Raw genomic sequence first — 21,589 nt, forward strand, 5'->3', positions numbered from 1 at the left:
CCACCCCACGGGGTGGCCGACCGGCCCATTCGTGTGAAACCCGTTCCGTCGACAGGCGCCACTCCTTCGGGGTCTCGATCATGGGTGCTGGGACCGACGGTACGGAGGTACGACGGTGAGCACGGACCAGCAGCCGCCACAGGCGAGCACCGGCATGTTCCGGACGAAAACGGTCGAGCAATCGATCCGTGACACGGAGGAACCCGAGCACGCGCTCAAGAAATCCCTTTCCGCCTGGGACCTGACCGTCTTCGGCGTCGGAGTCATCATCGGCACGGGCATCTTCGTGCTCACCGGCAAGGTGGCCAAGGAGAACGCCGGACCCGCCACGGCGCTGGCCTTCGTCGCCGCCGGCATCGTCTGCGCGCTCGCGGCCCTGTGCTACGCCGAGTTCGCCTCCACGGTCCCGGTCGCCGGATCGGCGTACACCTTCGCGTACGCCTCCATCGGCGAACTGCCCGCCTGGATCATCGGCTGGGACCTCGTCCTCGAGTTCGCGCTCGGCACGGCGGTGGTCGCGGTCGGCTGGTCCGGCTACGTGCGCTCCCTGATGGACAACGTGGACTGGCATCTACCGGCCTCGCTGAACGGACCGGACGCCGTCGGCGGCACCTTCGACCTCCTGGCCTTCCTGCTGGTCCTGGTGCTGACGGTGATCCTCGTCCTCGGCATGAAGCTCTCGGCCCGGATCACCGCCCTCGTCGTCGCCATCAAGGTGACCGTGGTCATGATCGTGATCATCGCGGGTCTGTTCTTCATCGTCGGCGACAACTACGACCCGTTCATCCCCGAGGCGGTGACGCCGACCGACGGCGCCTCGGCCTGGGACGCCCCGCTGGTCGAGACGATCTTCGGCTACGAACCGACCAACTTCGGCGTCATGGGCATCTTCACCGCCGCGTCCGTCGTCTTCTTCGCCTTCATCGGCTTCGACGTGGTGGCAACGGCCGCCGAGGAGACCAAGCTCCCGCAGCGCGACATGCCGCGCGGCATCCTGGGCTCGCTGTTCATCTGCACCGTGCTCTACGTCGCCGTCGCGCTGGTCGTGACCGGTATGCAGCACTACTCCGAACTGTCCGTCAGCGCCCCTCTCGCGGATGCGTTCAAGGCCACCGGGCACCCCTGGTACGCGGGTGTGATCAGCTTCGGCGCGGCCGTCGGCCTCACCACCGTCTGCCTCATCCTGCTGCTCGGCCAGACCCGGGTGTTCTTCGCGATGAGCCGGGACGGGCTGCTGCCGCGGTTCTTCTCCATCACGCACCCGCGCTTCAGGACGCCCTACCGGCCGACCATCCTGCTCGGCGTGATCATCGCGATCGTGGCCGGCTTCACCAGCATCAACGAGCTCGCCACCCTGGTGAACATCGGCACGCTCTTCGCGTTCGTGATGGTCGCCTTCGGCGTGATGGTCCTGCGCCGCACCCGCCCGGACCTGCACCGCGCGTTCCGCACGCCGTGGGTGCCGGTGCTGCCGATCGCCTCCATCGCCGCGTCGCTCTGGCTGATGCTCAACCTGCCGGGCGAGACCTGGTTCCGCTTCGCGGTCTGGATGGCCCTCGGCATCGTCGTGTACTTCCTGTACGGCCGCTCCCACAGCCGTCTCGGCAAGGCAGGCCCGGACGCGCTGTACTAGCCCTCCAGGACCGCGCGCGGGCCCACGCACCGGGCCCCGTACTCGCCCACCCGCCGGCGCAGTTCCCGGTCGGCCGTGACCACCAGGCACGGCCGACCGGCCGCGTTCCGGGCCAGGTCCACGATGAGGTCGTCGCCGCTGCCCGGCGCCTCCTCGACCCGTACGCCGGGCACGGACTCCACGCCGCGGGCCCGGCCCTCCACGACCAGCACGACCTCGAAGGGGCCGCCCTCGGGCCCGCCCCCGGCCGCGAGCCGGTCGCGCAGCCGCTCTGCGGCGGCCCGCCGGTCCCTCCACCAGCCGTCGGGGACGGAGCCCACCACGTTGGCGCCGTCGACGATCAGCAGAGGCAGTTCCCGGTCCATGCGGACAGGATGTCAGCCGCCGGTCGCGGGGGACTTCTTCGCCGACGCGGGGATCGGCGCGTCCTCCCGGATCGCCTTCCACAGCCGTGACGCGTTCGGCTCCGCCGCGACGACGCGGTTCGGGTCCTTCTTGTCGTACGCCACCGGCAGCATGATCGTCTCCATGCGGCTCGGGTCGACACCGTTCAGGGAGCGCGCGAACTCGCTGAGCGACTTCAGCGAGTCCAGCTCCGAGTCGGTGGTCAGCGCCTTGGTCGCGGAACTCGCCACCTCGTAGGTCTTGGCCGGGCTCCCGAGCAGGTCCTGCCGCTTGACCTCGGTGAGCAGCGCCATCAGGAACTTCTGCTGGTTACCGATCCGGCCGAGGTCGCTGCCGTCCCCGACGCCGTACCGGGTCCGTACGAACGCGAGGGACTGCGTGCCGTCGAGCTTCTGCGGACCGGCGTCGAGGTCGAGCCCGGCCGCGCCGTTCCTGATGGGCTCCTCGATGTCGACGGTGACGCCGCCGATCGCGTCGACCAGGTCCTTGAAGCCCGCGAAGTCGATCTCCAGGTAGTGGTCGAGCCGCACGCCGCTCATCTTCTCGACGGTCTTCATCACACAGGCCGGACCGTACTGCGCGTACACGGAGTTGAACATCACGCGCCGCGCGGAGGGGGTGCTGCCGCCACCCCTCTTCTCGCACTCGGGCCGGGTCACCAGGGTGTCGCGGGGGATACTGATGGCGACGGCCTCGGTGCGGCCCTCGGGTATGTGGACGACCAGGGCGGTGTCGGCGCGCGCGCCGCTGACCTTCCCGCCGTCCAGCGCCGAGTTGGCCCCGGCGCGCGAGTCGGAACCGAGCACCAGCAGGTTCTGACCGGAGGTCGGAAGCTTCTGCGGCCGGTCGTCGCCGAGCGCCTTGTTGAAGTCGACGCCCTTGATGTTGCTGTCGAGGCTGCTGTACATCCAGTAGGCGGTGCCGCCCGCGGCGAGGAGGAGGACGAGGAGGGTCAGACCGAAGATCTTCAACCCGCGACGTCGACGCCGGGGTCCACGCCGGCCCCGCGATGCGCTGGAATCACTCTGCGTCATGTCGTTCCAATCTCCGGGCCCGGTCGGGTGTCGTGCGTCACCGCACGGCGGCGGTCGCCGCGTTGTGGGGGGACACGCGCTGTGGCCCTGGAGCACGCCCATGGGGCGGTGGAGGGGTCCGGGGCGGCGTCGGCAGGGGCCGACGGCGTGGAGAGATCGTACAGGCCACCGACTAAAGTCCACGAACAGCAGTCCGTCGAACGGATTCGCACATCCTTCAACCTCATCGAACCGTACGCCCGACCCCGCCCCCGAGGCCCCGCTCGCGCCCCCGACCCCGACCTTCCCCGACCCGCTTTCCCTGACCTTTCGACCGGAGTGCTGGACCCATGGCTTATCGAACCGAGGACCCGACCACCCGATCCCGGGAGCAGTTCACCTTCCCGCAGTTGCGCGGCGGCTGGCTGACCCGTGGCGTGGAAGGCCGCTTCAGCGTGTACCTGCCCTGGGGCGGGGAGGTGGTGCGCTGGACCGAGTCCGCCGACGGCAGCTGGAGCGAGGCGGTCTCGCTCGGCGGCGGTGGCCTGCTGCCCATCCTGGCGGTCGGTCAGGGGCCCGACCGCTATGTCCACCTGGTGGGGCTGCGCCCCACGAGCAGCGGTGACGACCACGTCGAACTGGTGCATGCCACCCAGTACCAGACGGGCCGTCCGGCGGCGGAGTGGCGTTCCCTCGGGCATTCGAACGGCCGTGCCCCGTGGACCGGCAACCCGAGCGTGGCGGTCGACGCCAAAGGGTGCGCCTACGTCTTCACCCGTAACGGCGGCGGCGGACTCAGCGTGCGGGCCCAGAAGGAGAGCGGTGGCTGGCACCCGTGGTGGGACCTGAACGGTTGGGGCACGGACCCCTCGCCGGTCGCGGCCGTCAACGGCGCGGGTCTCGTCGAGCTGTACACGGCGACGGCACAGGGGCTCCTGCGGTACGTCCAGGAGGAGCCCGGCGGCGTACCCGTCCGGCAGGACGTGGTGCCCGCGGAGGTGACGTTCGGCACCCTGGCCGCGGTCACCGGGCCTTCGGGGCACGTCTCGCTCTACTACTGCGACAAGGAAGGGCGCGTCTGCGTCTGGTCCCCGGGGCGCTCGCCGCAGGCGATGCCCTTCATCGCCGCCGTGGGCACGGGGCCGCTCGCCGCGTCGCGCTGCCGGATCGACGGCGTCGACTGCACCGTACTGGCCCAGCAGTCCGCCGACGGGCGGCTCTCGTTGGCCGCGTACCCGGCCGAGCAGGAGATGGCCGGCGCCTGGTGGGCGGAGACGGGGCAGCCGCATGGCCCCCTGCTCACCACTCTCGAGCAGGGGCTGGACGGAGGTCTTGTCGCCGCCGCGGTCGGTGAAGGTCCTGTGTTGATCACCACGCGTCAGAAGCGGTCATCCGAAGGAATCCTGCTGGACACGTGGCGTTCAATAATGTGAATATCTTGTGTGCGGCTGGTCAGGGCCGGGGGGCCCGTTCGACCTGTCGCACGCATGTACTAGTCGGGTCCGCGCAGGTGCTCCAGGGGGGGTGCTGAGGTCGACCCTCAGGAGTGCGGCCGCACCCAGCGCTGATGGCGCCGCTGGGTGAGGCCGCACGGCCGTCGTGGGATGGTGCGGAGTTCTGTGGTCAGCAGCCTCAATAACCCTGAGGCGAGCGCGTTGGTGTCGACTTATCGATCGTTGATACCGCTGCGCGCCCGTCGCCGGATCGTGCGTCGCGTGCCCCGGCCGCTGCGCAACGCCGTCATGGGAACGCTCTCCCTCGTCGACTCGATGCGATCCGCCCTGGTCGTCTGGCTCCTCGGCGGCAACCGCCGGCCCGCCAAGCACAGCGTGGACGCCCACCTCCGGGTCGTACGCGTCGGAAAGCGGCACACCTGGGCCGCCGTCGTCCCCGGCGCGACCGCCTGGGCCGCCCGCGCCCGGAACCTCCACATGCTGATCGCCGTCCTCGAAGAGGCCGAGATCGACTACTTCTGCGTCCGCGGCACCTCGAACGACACCCCCTGCGTCGCCGTGCCGGCGCGCCGCCGCGCCGACGTAGAGGAACTCCTCCGGATCGCCTTCGGGCCCGAACCCGGCTATGTCGGCCTTCCCTCCGGCCCCTCTCGGCCCGGCGCCACCGCCAAGAGCTGGCGCCGCGTCAAGGGCGCCGGGGTGCTCCGGCTGGCGTGGCACGTCTGCGACCCCACCGAGACCCTGATCTTCGGTGACGAATCCGGGTGCGACCTCGAGTTCTGGACCGAACGCGACGGCGAGTTGATCGCCCCCAGGCCCAACCGCGTCATGTCCGAGACCCCGGACACCCCCGCGCGCAGCTGGGCCGAGCAGAAGCTGTTCAGCCCGGTCCCTCACGCCTACTACACGGGACACGCCAAGACGCTTCCCGAGTTCACCGCCCCGCTCCCCGGCGACCATCACTTCCCCATCGACGTCGTCTACACCTGGGTCGACGACTCCGACCCCGTGTGGCGGGCCGGCCGCGACGCCGCCCGCCGCGGCACGGGGCCCGGCCGCGCCCTGCACGAGCAGGCCGCCAACGACGCCCGCTACACCAGCCGCGACGAGCTGCGCTACTCCCTGCGCTCGATCCACCAGTACGCGCCGTGGGTCCGCCACATCTACCTGGTCACCGCGGGACAGGTCCCGTCGTGGCTCGACACCGGCTGCCCGGGCATCACCGTGGTCGACCACCGGGACATCTTCAGCGACCACGCCGCGCTGCCGACCTTCAACTCGCACGCCATCGAGAGCCAGCTGCACCACATCGAGGGGCTCTCCGAGCACTTCCTCTACCTCAACGACGACGTGTTCTTCGGCCGCCCGGTCCACCCCGGCCGCTTCTTCCACCCCAATGGCCTGACCAAGTTCTTCATGTCCAAGGCCCTCATCCCGGCGGGTCGGCGCGACCCCGGCGACCTCCCCGTCAACGCCGCCGGGAAGAACAGCCGCGGACTCATTGCGCAGCAGTTCGGCACCGTCATCTCCCAGAAGATGAAGCACACCCCGCACGCGCTGCGCGTCAGCGTCCTCGACGAGATCGAGCGGACGTACCCCGAGGCCCACCTCCTGACGCAGCACGCGCGCTTCCGCTCACCCGAGGACGTACCCATCGCCTCGTCCCTGCACCACTACTACGCCTACCACTCGGCGCGGGCGACGGAGGGCGACATCCGCTACGTCTACATCGACCTCGCCGACGAACTGGCCCAGCGGCGTCTGAACAACCTGGTCGCCCAGCGGAACTTCGACACCTTCTGCATCAACGACACCGTGGTCCCCAAGGACAAGGACGCCCAGGCCCGCATGGTCGACCGCTTCCTCAACACGTACTTCCCCGTCCCCAGCCCCTTCGAGACGACCGACCTCACCGCCATACCCACGCAACGCCAGGCGGCACCGAGCCCGGCAGACACGAGAAGCGCCCACGCATGATGTCCGGACCGAACCGAACGGCGGGGCTGCGCGGCAGAGCCGCCGCCCTCCGCCAGCGGCTCTACGCGCGCGCCGTCGACTGGCGCAGCCGCCTCATGCTGCACGTCTTCCTCCCCCTGCGGGCACAGCGCACCGCACGGCTCCACTACGCGGCCGTCCTCGACGGACAGACCGTCAACTTCCATGCGGAGCTGCCCCGCTCGGCCGGTCTGCCCGACCGGGCGGACATCGTGCTGCGCCGCGGCCGGGTCCGCCACCGCACCGAGGCCCGCGTCTACCGGGGCAGCGCCGACACCGTCCTCATGGACGCCGCCGTCCTGCTCGGAGCCGAACTCGGCGGCGCCCCCGTCGCCGACGGCCGCTGGAAGGTACGGCTCCGGCTGCGGCAGGGCCGCCGCTCCAGGACGCTCCCGCTGCTGCTCGTCGAGCCCCCTGTCCCGTACGACGGCCCGACCAAGCCCATGCAGGCGTCGCCCGTCACCGGAGCCCGCTACCGTGTCGGCCGCTCCGTCACCGGCAACGTCCGGATCGTCGCCGCGGCGGCCCGGCCGGGCGCCGAGGTCGTCAAGGTGCACATCGCGCACAGCGGCATCGAGGTCGACTTCCGCCTCCTCGGCACCGAGGTCACCGACCCCTGGGCGGAGTTCACCGCCTCCGGCCGCCGGCTGCGCCAGGACGTGCGCCCGGCCGGGCCCGACACCTGGCGCGTCACCGTCCCCCTCGACGAGATGACCCCACGCAAGGCCCGACCCGAACACTGGGACGTCGCCGTCTGCTCCCAGACGACGCGTCGAATGCGCCTCGGCCGCCGGCTCCACGACGTCCGCAACCCGCTGCGCGTCTTCGCGATGCGCAGCATCGCCGTCACCCCCCGCGGGCAGGCGCCGATGATCGTCCAGCCCCGCTACACCCCGGCGGGCAATCTCCGGGTCACCTGCACCCGTATGCCCGAGGCAGGCTGAAACACCCCATGAAGATCACATTCCTTCTGACCACGGCCGACACCGTGGGCGGCACCGAGCGCGCCATCTTCACCCAGGCGTCCGAGCTCGCCGACCGCCACGACGTGCGGGTCCTCAGCGTCTTCAAGAGCAAGGCACAGCAGTTCTTCTCACCCGACGAGCGGGTTCGCGTCAGCTACCTGGTCGACACCACCGGCACCACGCCCCGGCCGCTGCGCGCCACCGATGTCGACGACTCGATCTGGTCGGGCCTCGCCGCCCAGCCGAGCCGGATCGTCGACCGGGCCTGGGAGGCCGCCTTCAACCGGCTCTCCGACGTCGAGCTCGAACTCGCGCTCCAGGACACCGACACCGACATCCTGGTCACCACCACGCCCGCCCTGATGGCGCTCGCCGTGCACCTCGCCCCCTCCCGGGTGATCACCGTCCACCAGGAGCACCGCGTCTCCGAACTGCGCGGTGCCACCGGCGAGCCGCTGCTGCGTCACTCCGCCCGGCTCGACGCCCTGGCGCTGCTCAGCGAGCGGACCCGCGACTGGTTCGCCGAGACCCTCGGCGCGGCAGCCCCCCGCCTCGAGGTCGTCCCCAACGCGCTGCCCACCGGCTTCCGCCCGCGGTCCACCCTGGAGACCCGCACCGTGGTCATCGCGGGCCGGCTCGTCAGCGAGAAGCGCATCGACCACGCCCTCAACGCCTGGGCCACCATCTCCCGACACCACCCCTCCTGGCAGTTGCGGATCTTCGGTGACGGCCCGCTCAGCGGCGCCCTGCGCCGCCAGATCGACGCCCTCGGCCTGCACGACTGCGTCCAGCTCAACGGCAACTCCCCGCACCTGGCCGAGGAGTGGGCCAAGGCCAGCATCGCCCTCATGACCTCCACCAACGAGGCGTTCCCGCTGGTGCTGATCGAGGCCCAGGCCGCCGGCGTGCCCGTCGTCTCGTACGACTGCCCCAACGGACCGCGCGAGATCATCATCGACGGCCGGACCGGCGTGCTGGTGCCCTCCGGCGACACCGAGGCGCTCACCTCCGTCCTGCTGCGGCTGATCGAGGACCAGCAGCTGCGCCACCAGATGGGCGCCGCGGCCTTCGACTCCATCGGCCGCTTCTCTCCCACCGTCGTCACCGCGACCTGGGAGCGGCTGTTCACCGAACTCCTGGCCGAGCGCGACAGCGGCCGACGCGCCGTGGCCAAGGCAGAACGCGAGGCCGTCCACGCCGTCCACAGCGGCCCCGAGGGACAGGCCGCCAAGGCGGCACCGGCCCCCGCCAGCACCGTCCGCTCCGGCAACCAGCGCACCCTGGAGAACCGCATCCTGTCGGGGAACAGGGGCCTGGTCCGCGACGGCGGCCAGCTGTGCAGACTGCTGGAGTGGGAGTCCCCCTGGGACGTCGTCCAGCACAACCTCGCCCTCGCCGCCAACGCCCTGGACGCAGCACGCATCCCGTACGCGGTGGTCCGTGACCACATGGTCCGCCACACCGTCGCCGTACACGCGTCGTACCGCGAGCAGGTGCTCAAGACACTCGCCGACATGTACGCCTCCGAGGCCGTCTACGCGACCGTGCTCAACGAAGGCCAGCACGCCATCGCCACCGTGCTCGCCGGCCTCGTCAACGACTACCTGGACACGCCCTGCTCAGGCGTCCGCGTCTACCAGAGCGCCGTGTCCCGCTCCCGCACCCTGCGCCTGGGAGCCGTCTACGGCTGCACCATCTCGTTCTGGGACAACGACCCCGAGGACGAGGAGTACCTCAAGGCGCCCGCCCGCACCCTCATCGGCGACCGCATCCCCCTGCGGGCCATGAACCGGTCCACCATGACCCTCGGCGGACGCGCGTACACCTCGATCGCGCCCTTCGGCCACACCCTCCACGGCGACGTCGACTTCCCCGTCGACGCCGTCTACACCTGGGTCAACGGCGGCGACATCGTCTGGCAGGAGCGGAAGAACGCGGTCCTGGCCTCCATGGGCATGGCGACCGAGAGCGCGGCCACCAGCGCGGCCCGCTTCCGCAACCGCGACGAGCTGCGCTACTCGCTGCGCTCCATCGACATGTACGCGCCCTGGATCCGGAACATCTACATCGTCGCCGACAACCAGGCGCCCGAGTGGCTGGACCGGAGCCACCCCCGCGTGCGCGTCGTCGACCACACGGAGATCTTCGGCGACCGCGGACAGCTCCCGACGTACAACTCGCACGCCATCGAGAGCCAGCTCCACCACATCGAGGGGCTCTCCGAGCACTTCCTCTACTTCAACGACGACGTGTTCGTCGGCCGCACGCTCACCCCGAGCATGTTCTTCCTGGGCAACGGCACGGCGAAGCACTTCATGTCGCCCACCTCCGTGCCCATGGCGCCCGCCTCCGACGGCGACGAGTTCAACATGTCGGCGGCCAAGAACAACCGCGCGCTGATCCACGGCTCCTTCGGCCAGGTCCTCGCCCACTCCTTCCTGCACGCTCCGCACCCGCTGCGGCGCAGTGTTCTGGCCGACATCGAGCAGCAGTACTGGGACGCCGTCTCGGTCACCGCCGCGAGCCGGCTGCGCAGCCACAGCGACGTCTCCGTCGCCTCCTCCCTGCACCACTACTACGGCTACCACACCCAGCGCAGCGTCCCCGGATCCATCTCGTGCGGCTTCGTCAACGTGGGCCTGAGCGAGCAGAAGCCCCGGCTGAACAAGCTGCTCTCGGCCCGCCCCAACGACGTCTTCTGTCTGAACGACTACCACGACGGAGACGTCTCCGAGGACGAGCAGGACGCGACCCTCGCGGCCTTCCTGCCGAGCTACTTCCCCGTCGCGAGCCAGTTCGAGGCGGGATCTCCGCGCAACCAGCGCTTCCACGCCGGATACCTGCCGGGATGGCCGCTGTGAACCACACCGACGAAGGGACGACCCCTGTGAGCACCGGCGCATCCGTGGTCCAGATCGTGGCGCATCCGGACGACGACCTCTACTTCATGAACCCGGTCACCTTCCAGGCCATGAAGGCAGGCACGCCCACCACGACGATCTATCTCACCAACGGCGACTCCTACGGCGAGAACCCACGCCCGCTGCAGACCGAGCCGGTCGTCGCCGACCGCGCGGCGTACGGCAAGGCCCGGCAGAACGGCCTCAAGGCGGCCTACGCGACGATGGTCCTCGGCGACCGGACCGCGGCCTGGAAGCCCGCCACGCTCACCACCGTCGCCGGAACCGTCGCCGAGGTCTACTCCCTCGCCGACGCCCCCTGGGTCACCCTCGTCTTCCTCAACATCCGCCAGCACGGCGACCCCGAGGGCCCCGCCCGCTCCCTGCACGTGCTCTGGCACGGCGAGACCGAGCAGGTCCCCACCCTCGTCCCGGCCGGCGGGCTGGTTCCCGAGCCGTACTGGTACACCCGGGCGGGCCTGGTCTCCACGCTGGTCCAGCTCCTCGGTCTCTTCCGGGCCACCACGGTCCGCACCATGGACCCCGACCCCGACCGGCTCGTCCACGACGAGAAGTTCCCCCAGCGCCACGACTTCGGGGACCTCTCCGACCACTGCGACCACACCGCCACCGCGCTCTTCGCCTGGGAGGCCCTGAACCAGTACCAGGGTCCGGGCGACGGACGGAACTTCACCGTCGAGGCGTTCCGCGGCTACTACAACGAGCGCTGGCCGCACAACCTGAGCCCGCAGGCCGTCTCGCTCAAGGAGTTCTTCCTCAACATCTACGGCGCCGCCGACGGCTACGACTGCGGCGACCCGGCCGGCAGCGGCGACTACTCGGTGGGCCTCAACTCCCGTGGCCCGGGCTGGGTGCAGAGCACGGCCCCGCGCTACCCCGTCGGCGTGAACTGGCTGGCCCAGGATGCTCGCGGCCGGCTCACCGCCTTCGCCGTCGTCAACCAGCAGGCCGCCGTGTGGGTCGAATCGGGCCCGGCGACCGGCCAGTGGCGCGGCCCGTTCCTCCTCGGCGGCGGACCGCTCGCACCCGGCCTCGCGGCCCATCTGACCCTCGACGGCCGCTGGACGGTCTTCGCGCAGCGACTGTCCCACCTGGCCGCCGACGACTCCCACGTCCGGGAGATCGTCGTGACCGAACAGACCACCCCCGACGGCCTGTTCACCGAGTGGGCCTCGCTCGGCAACCCGTCGGCCGGAGACCCGCGCCGCGACCGGCACCTGGGCGGCCCCGCCGTCACCCGCGACGGCTACGGCCGGCTGCATCTCTTCGTACGCAACGCGGGACAGGGCCTGCACAGCCGCATCCGGGCCGCCGACGGCACCTGGGGCGAGTGGGACGACCTGCGCGGGTACGACCTCCAGGAGGGCATCGCCCCGCTCACCGCCCACGACGGCCGGGTCGAGGTCTTCGGCGCCAGCCGCGAAGGCGTCTTCCACTGGTCGCAGGGCACCATCGAGGAGACGCTCAACCGGGCCCCGCGCTTCAAGCTGGCCACCGCCGCGGGCCCCTGCACCGCGGTCCTCCAGCCCAACGGGCGCGTGATGACCGTCTACCGCGCCCCGGGCAACGGGCAGATCCTGCTGGCCGAGGAGGACGCCCCCGGCGGACGCTGGAACAGTCCCGCGGCCTCCCTCGGCGGCCGAGGCGGCTTCGGCCCCGTCGTCGCGGCGCCCGGTCCGCACCCCGACTACGGCACCCTGCTGATCGGCCGCAGCGACCTGGGCGGCCTCGCCCACCGCTACCACCCGGCCGAGGGCCCCTGGTCCGAGCTGCCCACCACCGCCCTCGGCGGGGCGATCACCCATGCCCCGGGTGCCGCCTTCGACGCCGCCGGCCACGCCGTCGTCGCCGTCATCGGCCAGGACGCCCGCCTCCACACGGTCCGCGAGACCGCGCCTCGCTCGGGCGCCTTCGGCCCCTGGGCCACGGCCGGCTGATCCCCGCGACGGCACGGCACAGCGCGTACGCGAACGGCCCCGGCACCTTCCTCAGGTGCCGGGGCCGTTCGCCGTTTCGAACCGGGTTACGCCGGGACGCTCGCCACGCCCTGCGCGAGGAACGGCTTGCCGTTCACCCGCTGGGAGACGCCCTCACGGTCCAGGTACGGCGTGATGCCGCCCAGGTGGAAGGGCCAGCCCGCGCCCGTGATCAGGCAGAGGTCGATGTCCTGCGCCTCGGCGACGACACCCTCCTCCAGCATCAGGCCGATCTCCTGCGCCACCGCGTCCAGGACACGGTCGCGGACCTGCTCCTCGGTCAGGACGACATCGCCCTGCTTGAGGAGCGCGGCGACCTCGGGGTCCAGCTCCGGCTTGCCGGAGTCGTAGACGTAGAAGCCGCGCTTGCCGGCCTTGACGACGGCCGCCAGGTTCGGCGAGACGGTGAAGCGCTCCGGGAAGGCGCGGTTCAGGGTCTCGGAGACGTGCAGACCGATCGCCGGGCCGACGAGCTCCAGGAGCACCAGCGGCGACATCGGCAGACCGAGCGGCTCGATGGCCTTCTCGGCCGTCTCGACCGAGGTGCCCTCGTCGATGACGTTCTGGATCTCGCCCATGAAGCGGGTCAGGATGCGGTTCACGACGAACGCCGGGGCGTCCTTGGTGAGGACCGCGGTCTTCTTCAGCTTCTTCGCGACACCGAACGCGGTGGCGAGGGAGGCGTCGTCCGTCTTCTCGCCGCGCACGATCTCCAGGAGCGGGAGGATCGCGACCGGGTTGAAGAAGTGGAAGCCGACCACGCGCTCCGGGTGCTGGAGCTTGGAGGCCATCTCCGACACCGACAGCGAGGAGGTGTTGGTGGCGAGGATCGCGTGCGCCGGGGCGACCGCCTCGACCTCCGCGAACACCTTCTGCTTGACCGACATCTCCTCGAACACGGCCTCGATGATGAAGTCCGCGTCCGCGAAGCCGGCGGCCTTGTCCAGGACACCGGAGACCAGGCCCTTGAGACGGTTGGCCTTGTCCTGGTTGATGCGGCCCTTGCCGAGCAGCTTCTCGATCTCGGCGTGGACGTAGCCCACACCCTTGTCGACGCGCTCCTGGTCGATGTCGGTCAGGACGACCGGCACCTCGAGGCGACGCAGGAAGAGCAGCGCGAGCTGAGAGGCCATCAGACCGGCGCCGACGACACCGACCTTGGTGACCGGGCGGGCCAGCGACTTGTCCGGGGCACCGGCCGGGCGCTTGGCGCGCTTCTGCACCAGGTTGAAGGCGTAGATGCCGGAGCGCAGCTCGCCGCCCATGATCAGGTCCGCGAGGGCCTGGTCCTCGGCGTCGAAGCCCTTCTGCAGGTCGCCGTCCTTGGACGCCTCGATGATGTCCAGGGCGCGGTACGCGGCCGGGGCCGCGCCGTGCACCTTGGAGTCGGCGATGAACCGGCCCTTGGCGACGGCCTGGTCCCAGCCCTCACCGCGGTCGATCTCCGGACGCTCGACCGTCACGGTGCCGTTCAGGACGGAGGCCGTCCAGATCAGCGACTGCTCCAGGAAGTCCGCGCCCTCGAAGATCGCGTCGGCGATGCCGAGCTCGAAGACCTGCTTGCCCTTGAGCTGACGGTTCTGGTTCAGCGAGTTCTCGATGATGACCGAGACGGCCTTGTCGGCACCGATCAGGTTCGGCAGGATCGTGCAGCCGCCCCAGCCGGGGACCAGACCGAGGAAGACCTCGGGCAGCGAGAAGGCCGGCAGGGCCTTCGACACGGTGCGGTAGGTGCAGTGCAGACCGACCTCGACACCGCCGCCCATCGCCGCGCCGTTGTAGTACGCGAACGTCGGGACGGCCAGCGCGGACAGACGCTTGAAGACGTCGTGGCCGCCCTTGCCGATGGCCAGCGCGTCGGAGTGCTGCTTCAGCAGCTCGACGCCCTTGAGGTCGGCGCCCACCGCGAAGATGAACGGCTTGCCGGTGATACCGACGCCGACGATCTCGCCGTTGGCGGCCTCGGCCTCGACCTGGTCGATCGCCGTGTTGAGGTTCGCCAGGGACTGCGGACCGAAGGTGGTCGGCTTGGTGTGGTCGAAGCCGTTGTCCAGCGTGATCAGCGCGAACCGGCCCGCACCCGCGGGCAGTTCGAAGTGACGTACGTGGGCGCTGGTGACGACCTCGTCCGGGAACAGCTCGGCCGCACCCTTCAGAAGCTCGGCGGTGGTGCTCACTTGCCCTCCCAGTGGGGGTTTTCCCAGATGACAGTGGCGCCCATGCCGAAGCCGACGCACATGGTGTTGAGGCCGTAGCGGACCTGCGGGTTCTCCTCGAACTGGCGGGCCAGCTGCGTCATCAGACGCACGCCGGAGGAGGCCAGCGGGTGGCCGTAGGCGATCGCGCCGCCGTACTGGTTGACGCGGGCGTCGTCGTCGGCGATGCCGTAGTGCTCCAGGAACGCCAGGACCTGGACCGCGAAGGCCTCGTTGATCTCGAAGAGGCCGATGTCCTCGATCGAGAGACCGGCCTGGGCCAGCGCCTTCTCGGTCGCCGGGATCGGGCCGTAGCCCATGACCTCGGGCTCGACGCCGGCGAAGGCGTACGAGACGAGGCGCATCTTCACCGGGAGGTTGTTCTCGCGGGCGAAGTCCTCGGAGGCGATGATCGAGGCGGTGGCGCCGTCGTTGAGACCGGCCGCGTTACCGGCGGTGACGTTGCCGTGGACGCGGAACGGCGTCTTCAGGTTCGCCAGCGACTCCAGGGTGGTGCCCGGGCGCATCGGCTCGTCGGCGGTGACCAGGCCCCAGCCGGTCTCGCCGGCCTCGGCGTTGGTGCGGCGGACGGAGATCGGCACCAGGTCGGGCTGGATCTTGTTGTCCGCGTAGGCCTTGGCGGCCTTCTCCTGCGAGCGCACGGCGTACTCGTCGGCGCGCTGCTTGGTGATGCTCGGGTAGCGGTCGTGCAGGTTCTCGGCGGTCATGCCCATGAACAGGGCGGACTCGTCGACCAGCTTCTCGCTCACGAAGCGGGGGTTCGGGTCGACGCCCTCGCCCATGGGGTGGCGGCCCATGTGCTCGACGCCACCGGCGATGACGGCGTCGTACGCGCCGAAGGCGATGGAGCCGGCGACCGAGGTGACGGCGGTCAGCGCGCCGGCGCACATGCGGTCGATGGAGTAGCCCGGGACGGACTGCGGCAGACCGGCGAGGATGCCGGCGGTGCGGCCGAGGGTCAGACCCTGGTCACCGATCTGCGTGGTCGCGGCGATGGCGACCTCGTCGATCTTCGCGGGGTCGAGGCCGGGGTTGCGGCGCAGCAGCTCCCGGATGGCCTTCACGACGAGATCGTCGGCGCGGGTCTCGTGGTAGATGCCCTTCGGGCCCGCCTTGCCGAACGGGGTGCGGACGCCGTCGACGAAGACGACGTCCCTGACGGTACGAGGCACGATGGCTCTCCTCCAGGGTGCGGGATGGCACTGCTGCGGCACGCGGCTAAGCGCGCGCTTGCTCCCCCCATGCTACTTGCGGGTAACCATGCTGCCCAGTCCCTGAGGCGCAAGCGGTGAAGGTCACACGGCGCGGATCTCGCCAGGGCGGCCGCACGCCCCCCGCGTACGCCCGTCCGATCGGAGCGCCACAGCTACCCGATCGGGTCGGACGCCCGGCCGGCACGGTCACGTCGACCGCGTCCGGCGGCCGCCCGGGCGGAGCCTGGCCACGCCCGGGCGACTGTCCCGGGCCCGATCCGAGGGAAACGGAGCACCCATGGCGACCACGATCACCCAGGCGGCACCCACCGTCACCGATCTCTACGTGGAGCACTACTCGACCATTCCGGCGAACGCCGGCGACAAGGTCAAGCTCTTCGTCCGGGAGTACAAGGCGGCCCATGACGGCCCGCGCCTGCCCGTCCTGATGCTGCATGGCCGCAGCGTCGCGGGCGTGGCGGTCTTCGACCTGCCGTACAAGAAGTACAGCTGGGCCGCGGAGCTGGCGAAGGCCGGCTACGACGTCTACGTGATGGAACTGCAGGGCTCGGGCCTGTCCACCCGGCCGACGATGGACGACTACCGAAACGTCAGCCCGGCCGAGAGCCAGCGGAGACTCCTCGTCCCGAACCCGACCGCCACGATCTACACCGGCCCGGTGGAGTACGGCAGCCAGCTGAACAACTCACAGAGCGACTGGGACGAGGTCGGCAAGGTCGTCGACTTCGTTCTCGCTCGAGCCGCCGCCACGAAGCTCGACCTCATCGGCTATTCCGCCGCGGTCCAGCAGCTCGGGCCCTACACCATCATGAACCACGGCAAGGTGCGCAGCCTCTTCCTGGCGGCGCCGATCTTCCCGCCGAACGGCAGGCAGAGCAAGCCCGGGACCGAGTTCGGCGCCCCGGTGCCGCTGCCGGTGTCCGCTCCGGCAGGCGCCTTCGGTTTTCCGATGACGGTGGCCACCAAGGGCGGTCTCGACGTCGTCTGGCAGAGGGACCTGCGCTGTCCCGGACAGCGCGAGGACGGGATCGTCGACGAGGTGTGGAAGGCGATGATGTCCGTCGACACGTACGGCGCCGCCTGGGGCGGTCCGGTGGCGGGCTCCCCGGAGGGGCTGAACCGGGTCCGGAACTCCTACTGGTGGGGCTGGAACTCGACCACGGTGAAGCTGCACGACGTCCTCGGCGACAAGGTGCCCGTGTGCATCGTGTACGGGGCGCACGACTCGATCGTCAACACCTCGCCGGACCTCGGCCTGACGTACTTCTCGACGCCCGAGCTCTACCGGAAGATCCCCGGGCAGCAGAAGCTGATGTTCCGGCTCTCCTGCGCGGGCCACCAGCTGCTCTGGGAAAACCATGCGGCCAAGCTGGTGCACACCATGTCCGAGCACTGGCTGAAGCAGAGCAAGGTCGAGGGCGAGACCAGCGGGAGCTACGACAGGGACGAGGACGGGGCCCTCACCCTGCTTGAGCAGTGAGGACCCCGTAGGACGACCGGTCGTACGGCGCCGGCCGTCGGCTCAGGCCTCGGCGGCCAGCGCCGTGACGAGCAGCGGGGTCACCAGCTCGACCTGCCACTGCCGGGCGCCGTACCCCGCCAGGGCGGCGGCCACGCCCGAAGCGTCGGCCGGGGCCGGCGGCTCCCAGCAGACCCGGCGCACCGTGTCCGGGGTGATCAGGTTCTCCTGGGGCAGGTTCAGCTCCTCCGCGAGGGCCGAGACCGCCGCGCGGGCCGCCGACAGGCGGGCGGCCGCCGCCGGGTCCTTGTCCGCCCAGGCGCGCGGCGGCGGGGGACCCGCGACCGGCTGGCCGGGCTGGGGGAGCTCGTTGTCCGGGAGGGCCTTCGCACGGTCCACCGCCGCCTGCCACTGCTCCAGCTGGCGCCGGCCCATGCGGTGCCCGAAGCCCGGCAGCGCGGTCAGCGCGGCGACGTTCGCGGGCACCGAGAGCGCCGCCTCGACGATCGCCGCGTCGCCGAGCACCTTGCCCGGCGAGACGTCGCGCCGCTGGGCGATCCGGTCACGGGCCGTCCACAGCTCCCGTACGACCGCCAGCTGGCGACGGCGCCGCACCTTGTGCATTCCGGAGGTCCGGCGCCACGGGTCCTTGCGCGGCGGCGCGGGCGGGGCCGAGGCGATCGCGTCGAACTCCTGCTGGGCCCACTCCAGCTTGCCCTGCCGGTCGAGCTCCTTCTCCAGTGCGTCACGCAGGTCGACGAGCAGCTCGACGTCCAGCGCGGCGTACCGGAGCCAGGGCTCGGGCAGCGGGCGGGTGGACCAGTCCACCGCGGAGTGTCCCTTCTCCAGGGCGTAACCGAGGACGGACTCGACCATCGCCCCGAGCCCGACCCGCGGGAAGCCCGCGAGCCGGCCGGCCAGCTCGGTGTCGAACAGCCGGGTCGGCACCATGCCTATGTCCCGCAGGCACGGCAGGTCCTGGGTCGCCGCGTGCAGGATCCACTCGGTCCCGGCGAGCGCCTCGCCGAGTCCGGAGAGGTCGGGGCAGCCCACGGGGTCGACGAGCGCGGTGCCCGCGCCCTCGCGGCGCAGCTGGACGAGGTAGGCGCGCTGGCCGTAGCGGTAGCCGGAGGCGCGCTCGGCGTCCACGGCGACGGGGCCGCGGCCGGCGGCGAAGGCGGCGATCACGTCGGCGAGGGCCTCGTCGGTCGCGACGACGGGCGGAATGCCCTCACGGGGCTCCAGCAAGGGGATCGGCAGCCCGTTCGCAGGGACGTCGTCGTCCGGGGGAGCGCCCCCGGTGGTTCGCAGTGCTGTGTCTGCTGCGGTCTCTTGGGCGTCGGTCACGTGTCAAGGGTATCTGTGAACGGCAAGCGCCTGTCGACGGAACGTTCCGTCGACAGGCGCCGATCTTTCGTCAACCGTTCAGGGGTCGGATTGGGCCCGGTGGAGCGGCTCGTCCGGGGCCTCGGGTGGGGTGCCGTCCGGGTCGGTCAGTGGATGATCCCGGTGCGCAGGGCCACCGCGACCATGCCGGCCCGGTCCCCGGTGCCGAGCTTGCGCGCGATCCGGGCGAGGTGGCTCTTCACGGTCAGCGCGGACAGGCCCATCGAGACGCCGATGGCCTTGTTCGACTGGCCCTCGGCAACCAGCCGGAGCACCTCGACCTCGCGGCCGGAGAGCTCGCGGTAGCCGCCCGGGTGGCTCGGGGCACCCGGGGGGCGGCGGTGGCCGAGACGGGAGGCTGCGGCGCCGATGGGGGCGGCGCCGGGGCGGGTGGGGTGCCCGATGTTCGTACGCGTACCGGTGACGACATAGCCCTTGACGCCACCGGCCAGTGCGTTGCGCACGGCGCCGATGTCGTCGGCCGCGGAGAGGGCGAGGCCGTTGGGCCAGCCCGCGGCGCGGGTTTCGGACAGCAGCGTGAGGCCGCTGCCGTCGGGGAGGTGGACGTCGGCCACGCAGATGTCGCGCGGGTTGCCGACGCGGGGACGGGCCTCTGCGATGGACGACGCCTCGATGACGTCTCGTACTCCAAGGGCCCACAGGTGGCGGGTGACGGTGGAGCGGACGCGCGGGTCGGCCACGACGACCATGGCGGTCGGCTTGTTGGGGCGGTAGGCGACCAGGCTTGCGGGCTGCTCGAGGAGAACGGACACACGGCCTCCTGGGGAGATGCGGGACGGAGCCGGCTCGGGGAAGAAGCCGGGGGCGAACCCGTGCGGTGAAGGGGTCATTGACTCCTTCGGCAGCTCGGGCGCCCGCCTTTAGGGAAAGATCACGATTTGGTGAGTAATAATTCGGGCAATTCGGACGCGTGATCGATCATCCTACGAGTGAGCCTCCGTCCGGAGGACTCCGGAACGCGCCGCTACGGCTGCTGCGGACCCCTGCGCTGGGGCAGCGAGACGACCCCCGCGCCCGAGTTCGTGCCCGCCCCCGGCTCGGGGTTGGACGGCGGCAGACCCGCGATCTGGCAGAGCAGATCGCACCAGGCCGCCAGGTGTGCCCCGGTGTCCGGCACGCCCCCCACGCCCTCCTGCGGCGTCCACGAGGCCCGGATCTCGATCTGCGTCGCGGGGCGGCGCTCCGCGAGCCCGCCGAAGTAGTGCGAGCCCGCCTGGGTGACCGTTCCGCTCGCCTCCCCGTACGCGAGGCCGCGCGCCTCCAGCGCGCCGGTGAGCCAGGACCAGCAGACCTCCGGCAGCAGCGGGTCCGCCGCCATCTCCGGCTCCAGCTCCGCCCGGACCAGCGTCACCAGCCGGAACGTGCCCTTCCAGGCGTCGTGCCCCGCCGGGTCGTGCAACAGGACGAGCCGCCCGTCGGCCAGATCCTCCTCGCCGTCGACGACGGCCGCCTCCAGTGCGTACGCGTACGGGGCGAGCCGCTGCGGTGGCCGGGTCGGGTCGATCTCGATCTCCGGCCGCAGCCGGGCCGAACGCAGTGCCTCGACCGCCCGCCGGAAAGCGGGCGGCACCGGGTTCGACTCCCTGGTGCCCGCCGTGTCGCCCGCTCCTTCGTCGCCGTCGGAATGATCGGAAAAATGTCCCTGAGCCGCAGCCATGCGGGGAAGAGTAGGCGGAATGGGGGCCTCGCGCAGGGAGGGACACCCGGCCCGGGCGAGCGGCTTCCCGCCACATGCGAAGATTCTGGTCGTGAGTGCCAATGACAGCCCCGTGGGCCAGCAGACGAAGCAGCAGTCGCGGACGCACGACTCCGCGTTCCTCAAGGCATGCCGGCGCGAGCCCGTGCCGCACACCCCCGTCTGGTTCATGCGGCAGGCCGGGCGCTCCCTGCCGGAGTACCTGAAGGTCCGCGAGGGCATCCCGATGCTCGAGTCCTGCATGCGGCCCGAGCTGGTCACAGAGATCACGCTGCAGCCCGTGCGCCGCCACAAGGTGGACGCGGCGATCTACTTCAGCGACATCGTCGTCCCGCTCAAGGCCATCGGCATCGACCTCGACATCAAGCCGGGCGTCGGACCGGTCGTCGCCGACCCGATCCGCACCCGCGCCGACCTGGACCGGCTGCGCGACCTGACCCCCGAGGACGTCCACTACGTCACCGAGGCCATCGGGATGCTCACCGGCGAGCTGGGCTCCACCCCCCTCATCGGATTCGCCGGCGCGCCTTTCACTCTCGCGAGCTACCTCGTGGAGGGTGGTCCGTCCCGCAACCACGAGCACACCAAGGCGCTCATGTACGGCGACCCGCAGCTGTGGGCCGATCTGCTCGACCGCCTCGCCGAGATCACCTCCGCCTTCCTCAAGGTCCAGATCGAGGCCGGCGCGTCCGCCGTGCAGCTCTTCGACTCCTGGGTCGGCGCCCTGGCCCCCGCCGACTACCGCCGCTCGGTGATGCCCGCCTCCACGAAGGTCTTCGACGCGGTCGCCTCGTACGGCGTCCCCCGGATCCACTTCGGTGTCGGTACGGGCGAGCTGCTGGGCCTCATGGGCGAGGCGGGCGCGGACGTCGTCGGCGTCGACTGGCGCGTCCCGCTGGACGAGGCCGCCCGACGCGTCGGCCCCGGCAAGGCGCTCCAGGGCAACCTGGACCCCGCGGTGCTCTTCTCCACGCAGGAGGCCGTCGAGGCCAAGACGGACGAGGTCCTGGCCGCCGCGCAGGGGCTCGAGGGACATGTCTTCAACCTCGGCCACGGCGTGCTGCCGACGACCGACCCGGACGCGCTGACGCGCCTGGTCGAGTACGTCCACACGAACACGGCCGTCTGACGGCACCCCACGGCACGGCCCCGGCCCGCCACCCCGTTCGGGGTGGCGGGCTGATGACCTCACGCCCCTTGTCCTTGCCGAGCACATCGGCGGTCGAGCCGGGCTG

At 71.0% G+C, this 21,589-nt stretch carries 15 protein-coding genes; 8 read left to right on the forward strand and 7 right to left on the reverse strand.

The annotated features are described in order from the left end of the window. Positions 1–115: 115 nt before the first annotated feature. The gene (locus ABZ939_RS29770; protein WP_361861790.1) at positions 116–1,633 is read left to right on the forward strand and encodes an amino acid permease; all 1,518 of its coding nucleotides are present in this window, start codon (positions 116–118) and stop codon (positions 1,631–1,633) included. Here ABZ939_RS29770 and ABZ939_RS29775 read toward each other — a convergent pair. Together ABZ939_RS29775 and ABZ939_RS29780 are read right to left on the reverse strand one after the other, a co-directional pair. Beyond that, complete coding sequence (locus ABZ939_RS29775; protein WP_361861793.1) at positions 1,630–1,998, reverse strand: NTP pyrophosphohydrolase; 369 nt, start codon at positions 1,996–1,998, stop codon at positions 1,630–1,632. The genes ABZ939_RS29770 and ABZ939_RS29775 overlap by 4 nt on opposite strands. Before the next feature lie 12 nt (positions 1,999–2,010). Beyond that, entirely contained in the window at positions 2,011–3,072 is a 1,062-nt protein-coding gene (locus ABZ939_RS29780; RefSeq protein WP_361861795.1) for an LCP family protein, read from the reverse strand. Positions 3,073–3,401: 329 nt separating this feature from the next. Between ABZ939_RS29780 and ABZ939_RS29785 the strand changes: the two genes are divergently transcribed. The 5 genes from ABZ939_RS29785 to ABZ939_RS29805 all read left to right on the forward strand — a co-directional run bounded on the left by ABZ939_RS29785 (position 3,402) and on the right by ABZ939_RS29805 (position 12,323). Then, a complete protein-coding gene (locus tag ABZ939_RS29785) occupies positions 3,402–4,484 on the forward strand; it encodes a hypothetical protein (protein WP_361861797.1) in 1,083 nt (360 codons plus the stop codon). Positions 4,485–4,655: 171 nt separating this feature from the next. Further along, positions 4,656–6,482 carry a stealth family protein gene (locus tag ABZ939_RS29790; protein ID WP_361861800.1) on the forward strand — a complete coding sequence of 609 codons (1,827 nt, stop codon included), beginning with the start codon at positions 4,656–4,658 and terminating at the stop codon, positions 6,480–6,482. After that, the gene (locus ABZ939_RS29795; RefSeq protein WP_361861833.1) at positions 6,482–7,444 is read left to right on the forward strand and encodes a hypothetical protein; all 963 of its coding nucleotides are present in this window, start codon (positions 6,482–6,484) and stop codon (positions 7,442–7,444) included. Before ABZ939_RS29790 ends, ABZ939_RS29795 begins: the two co-directional genes overlap by 1 nt. 8 nt (positions 7,445–7,452) lie before the next feature. Beyond that, positions 7,453–10,326: a stealth conserved region 3 domain-containing protein gene (locus ABZ939_RS29800; protein ID WP_361861802.1), complete on the forward strand. Its 2,874-nt coding sequence runs from the start codon at positions 7,453–7,455 to the stop codon at positions 10,324–10,326. 26 nt (positions 10,327–10,352) lie between these two features. Next, complete coding sequence (locus ABZ939_RS29805) at positions 10,353–12,323, forward strand: PIG-L family deacetylase (RefSeq protein ID WP_361861805.1); 1,971 nt, start codon at positions 10,353–10,355, stop codon at positions 12,321–12,323. 86 nt (positions 12,324–12,409) lie between these two features. Here the strand turns inward: ABZ939_RS29805 and ABZ939_RS29810 are convergent, their stop codons facing one another. Then, positions 12,410–14,539 (reverse strand): 3-hydroxyacyl-CoA dehydrogenase NAD-binding domain-containing protein, encoded by a 2,130-nt coding sequence (locus ABZ939_RS29810; protein WP_361861807.1) that lies wholly within the window; start codon positions 14,537–14,539, stop codon positions 12,410–12,412. Next, complete coding sequence (locus ABZ939_RS29815) at positions 14,536–15,750, reverse strand: acetyl-CoA C-acyltransferase (protein WP_361861809.1); 1,215 nt, start codon at positions 15,748–15,750, stop codon at positions 14,536–14,538. The genes ABZ939_RS29810 and ABZ939_RS29815 overlap by 4 nt, the downstream gene beginning before the upstream one ends. A gap of 319 nt (positions 15,751–16,069) precedes the next feature. On the opposite strand from ABZ939_RS29815, the gene ABZ939_RS29820 reads away from it, so the two are divergent. Then, positions 16,070–17,272 (forward strand): alpha/beta hydrolase, encoded by a 1,203-nt coding sequence (locus ABZ939_RS29820; protein ID WP_361861811.1) that lies wholly within the window; start codon positions 16,070–16,072, stop codon positions 17,270–17,272. Between the two features lie 42 nt (positions 17,273–17,314). Here the strand turns inward: ABZ939_RS29820 and ABZ939_RS29825 are convergent, their stop codons facing one another. The 3 genes from ABZ939_RS29825 to ABZ939_RS29835 form a co-directional block, all read right to left on the reverse strand. Continuing rightward, positions 17,315–18,598, reverse strand: a complete 1,284-nt coding sequence (locus tag ABZ939_RS29825; RefSeq protein WP_361861814.1) for a ribonuclease D — start codon at positions 18,596–18,598, stop codon at positions 17,315–17,317. A 146-nt stretch (positions 18,599–18,744) separates the two neighbouring features. Continuing rightward, the gene (locus ABZ939_RS29830) at positions 18,745–19,410 is read right to left on the reverse strand and encodes a response regulator transcription factor (RefSeq protein ID WP_250917434.1); all 666 of its coding nucleotides are present in this window, start codon (positions 19,408–19,410) and stop codon (positions 18,745–18,747) included. 212 nt (positions 19,411–19,622) lie between these two features. Then, positions 19,623–20,315, reverse strand: a complete 693-nt coding sequence (locus ABZ939_RS29835; protein ID WP_361861817.1) for a DUF3000 domain-containing protein — start codon at positions 20,313–20,315, stop codon at positions 19,623–19,625. A gap of 91 nt (positions 20,316–20,406) precedes the next feature. Between ABZ939_RS29835 and hemE the strand changes: the two genes are divergently transcribed. Next, a complete protein-coding gene (gene hemE / locus ABZ939_RS29840; RefSeq protein WP_361861820.1) occupies positions 20,407–21,483 on the forward strand; it encodes a uroporphyrinogen decarboxylase in 1,077 nt (358 codons plus the stop codon). The last annotated feature ends 106 nt before the right edge of the window (positions 21,484–21,589 follow it).

Source organism: Streptomyces sp. NPDC046712, from assembly GCF_040645695.1.
Taxonomy (GTDB): Bacteria; Actinomycetota; Actinomycetes; order Streptomycetales; family Streptomycetaceae; genus Streptomyces.

Bases quoted from the DNA above. Each gene is read 5' to 3' on its own strand.
- ABZ939_RS29775 (WP_361861793.1), bottom strand. From the start codon at position 1,998: ATGGACCGGGAACTGCCTCTGCTGATCGTCGACGGCGCCAACGTGGTG.
- ABZ939_RS29780 (WP_361861795.1), bottom strand. From the start codon at position 3,072: ATGACGCAGAGTGATTCCAGCGCATCGCGGGGCCGGCGTGGACCCCGG.
- ABZ939_RS29785 (WP_361861797.1), top strand. From the start codon at position 3,402: ATGGCTTATCGAACCGAGGACCCGACCACCCGATCCCGGGAGCAGTTC.
- ABZ939_RS29790 (WP_361861800.1), top strand. From the start codon at position 4,656: ATGGTGCGGAGTTCTGTGGTCAGCAGCCTCAATAACCCTGAGGCGAGC.
- ABZ939_RS29795 (WP_361861833.1), top strand. From the start codon at position 6,482: ATGTCCGGACCGAACCGAACGGCGGGGCTGCGCGGCAGAGCCGCCGCC.
- ABZ939_RS29800 (WP_361861802.1), top strand. From the start codon at position 7,453: ATGAAGATCACATTCCTTCTGACCACGGCCGACACCGTGGGCGGCACC.
- ABZ939_RS29820 (WP_361861811.1), top strand. From the start codon at position 16,070: ATGGCGACCACGATCACCCAGGCGGCACCCACCGTCACCGATCTCTAC.
- ABZ939_RS29835 (WP_361861817.1), bottom strand. From the start codon at position 20,315: ATGGCTGCGGCTCAGGGACATTTTTCCGATCATTCCGACGGCGACGAA.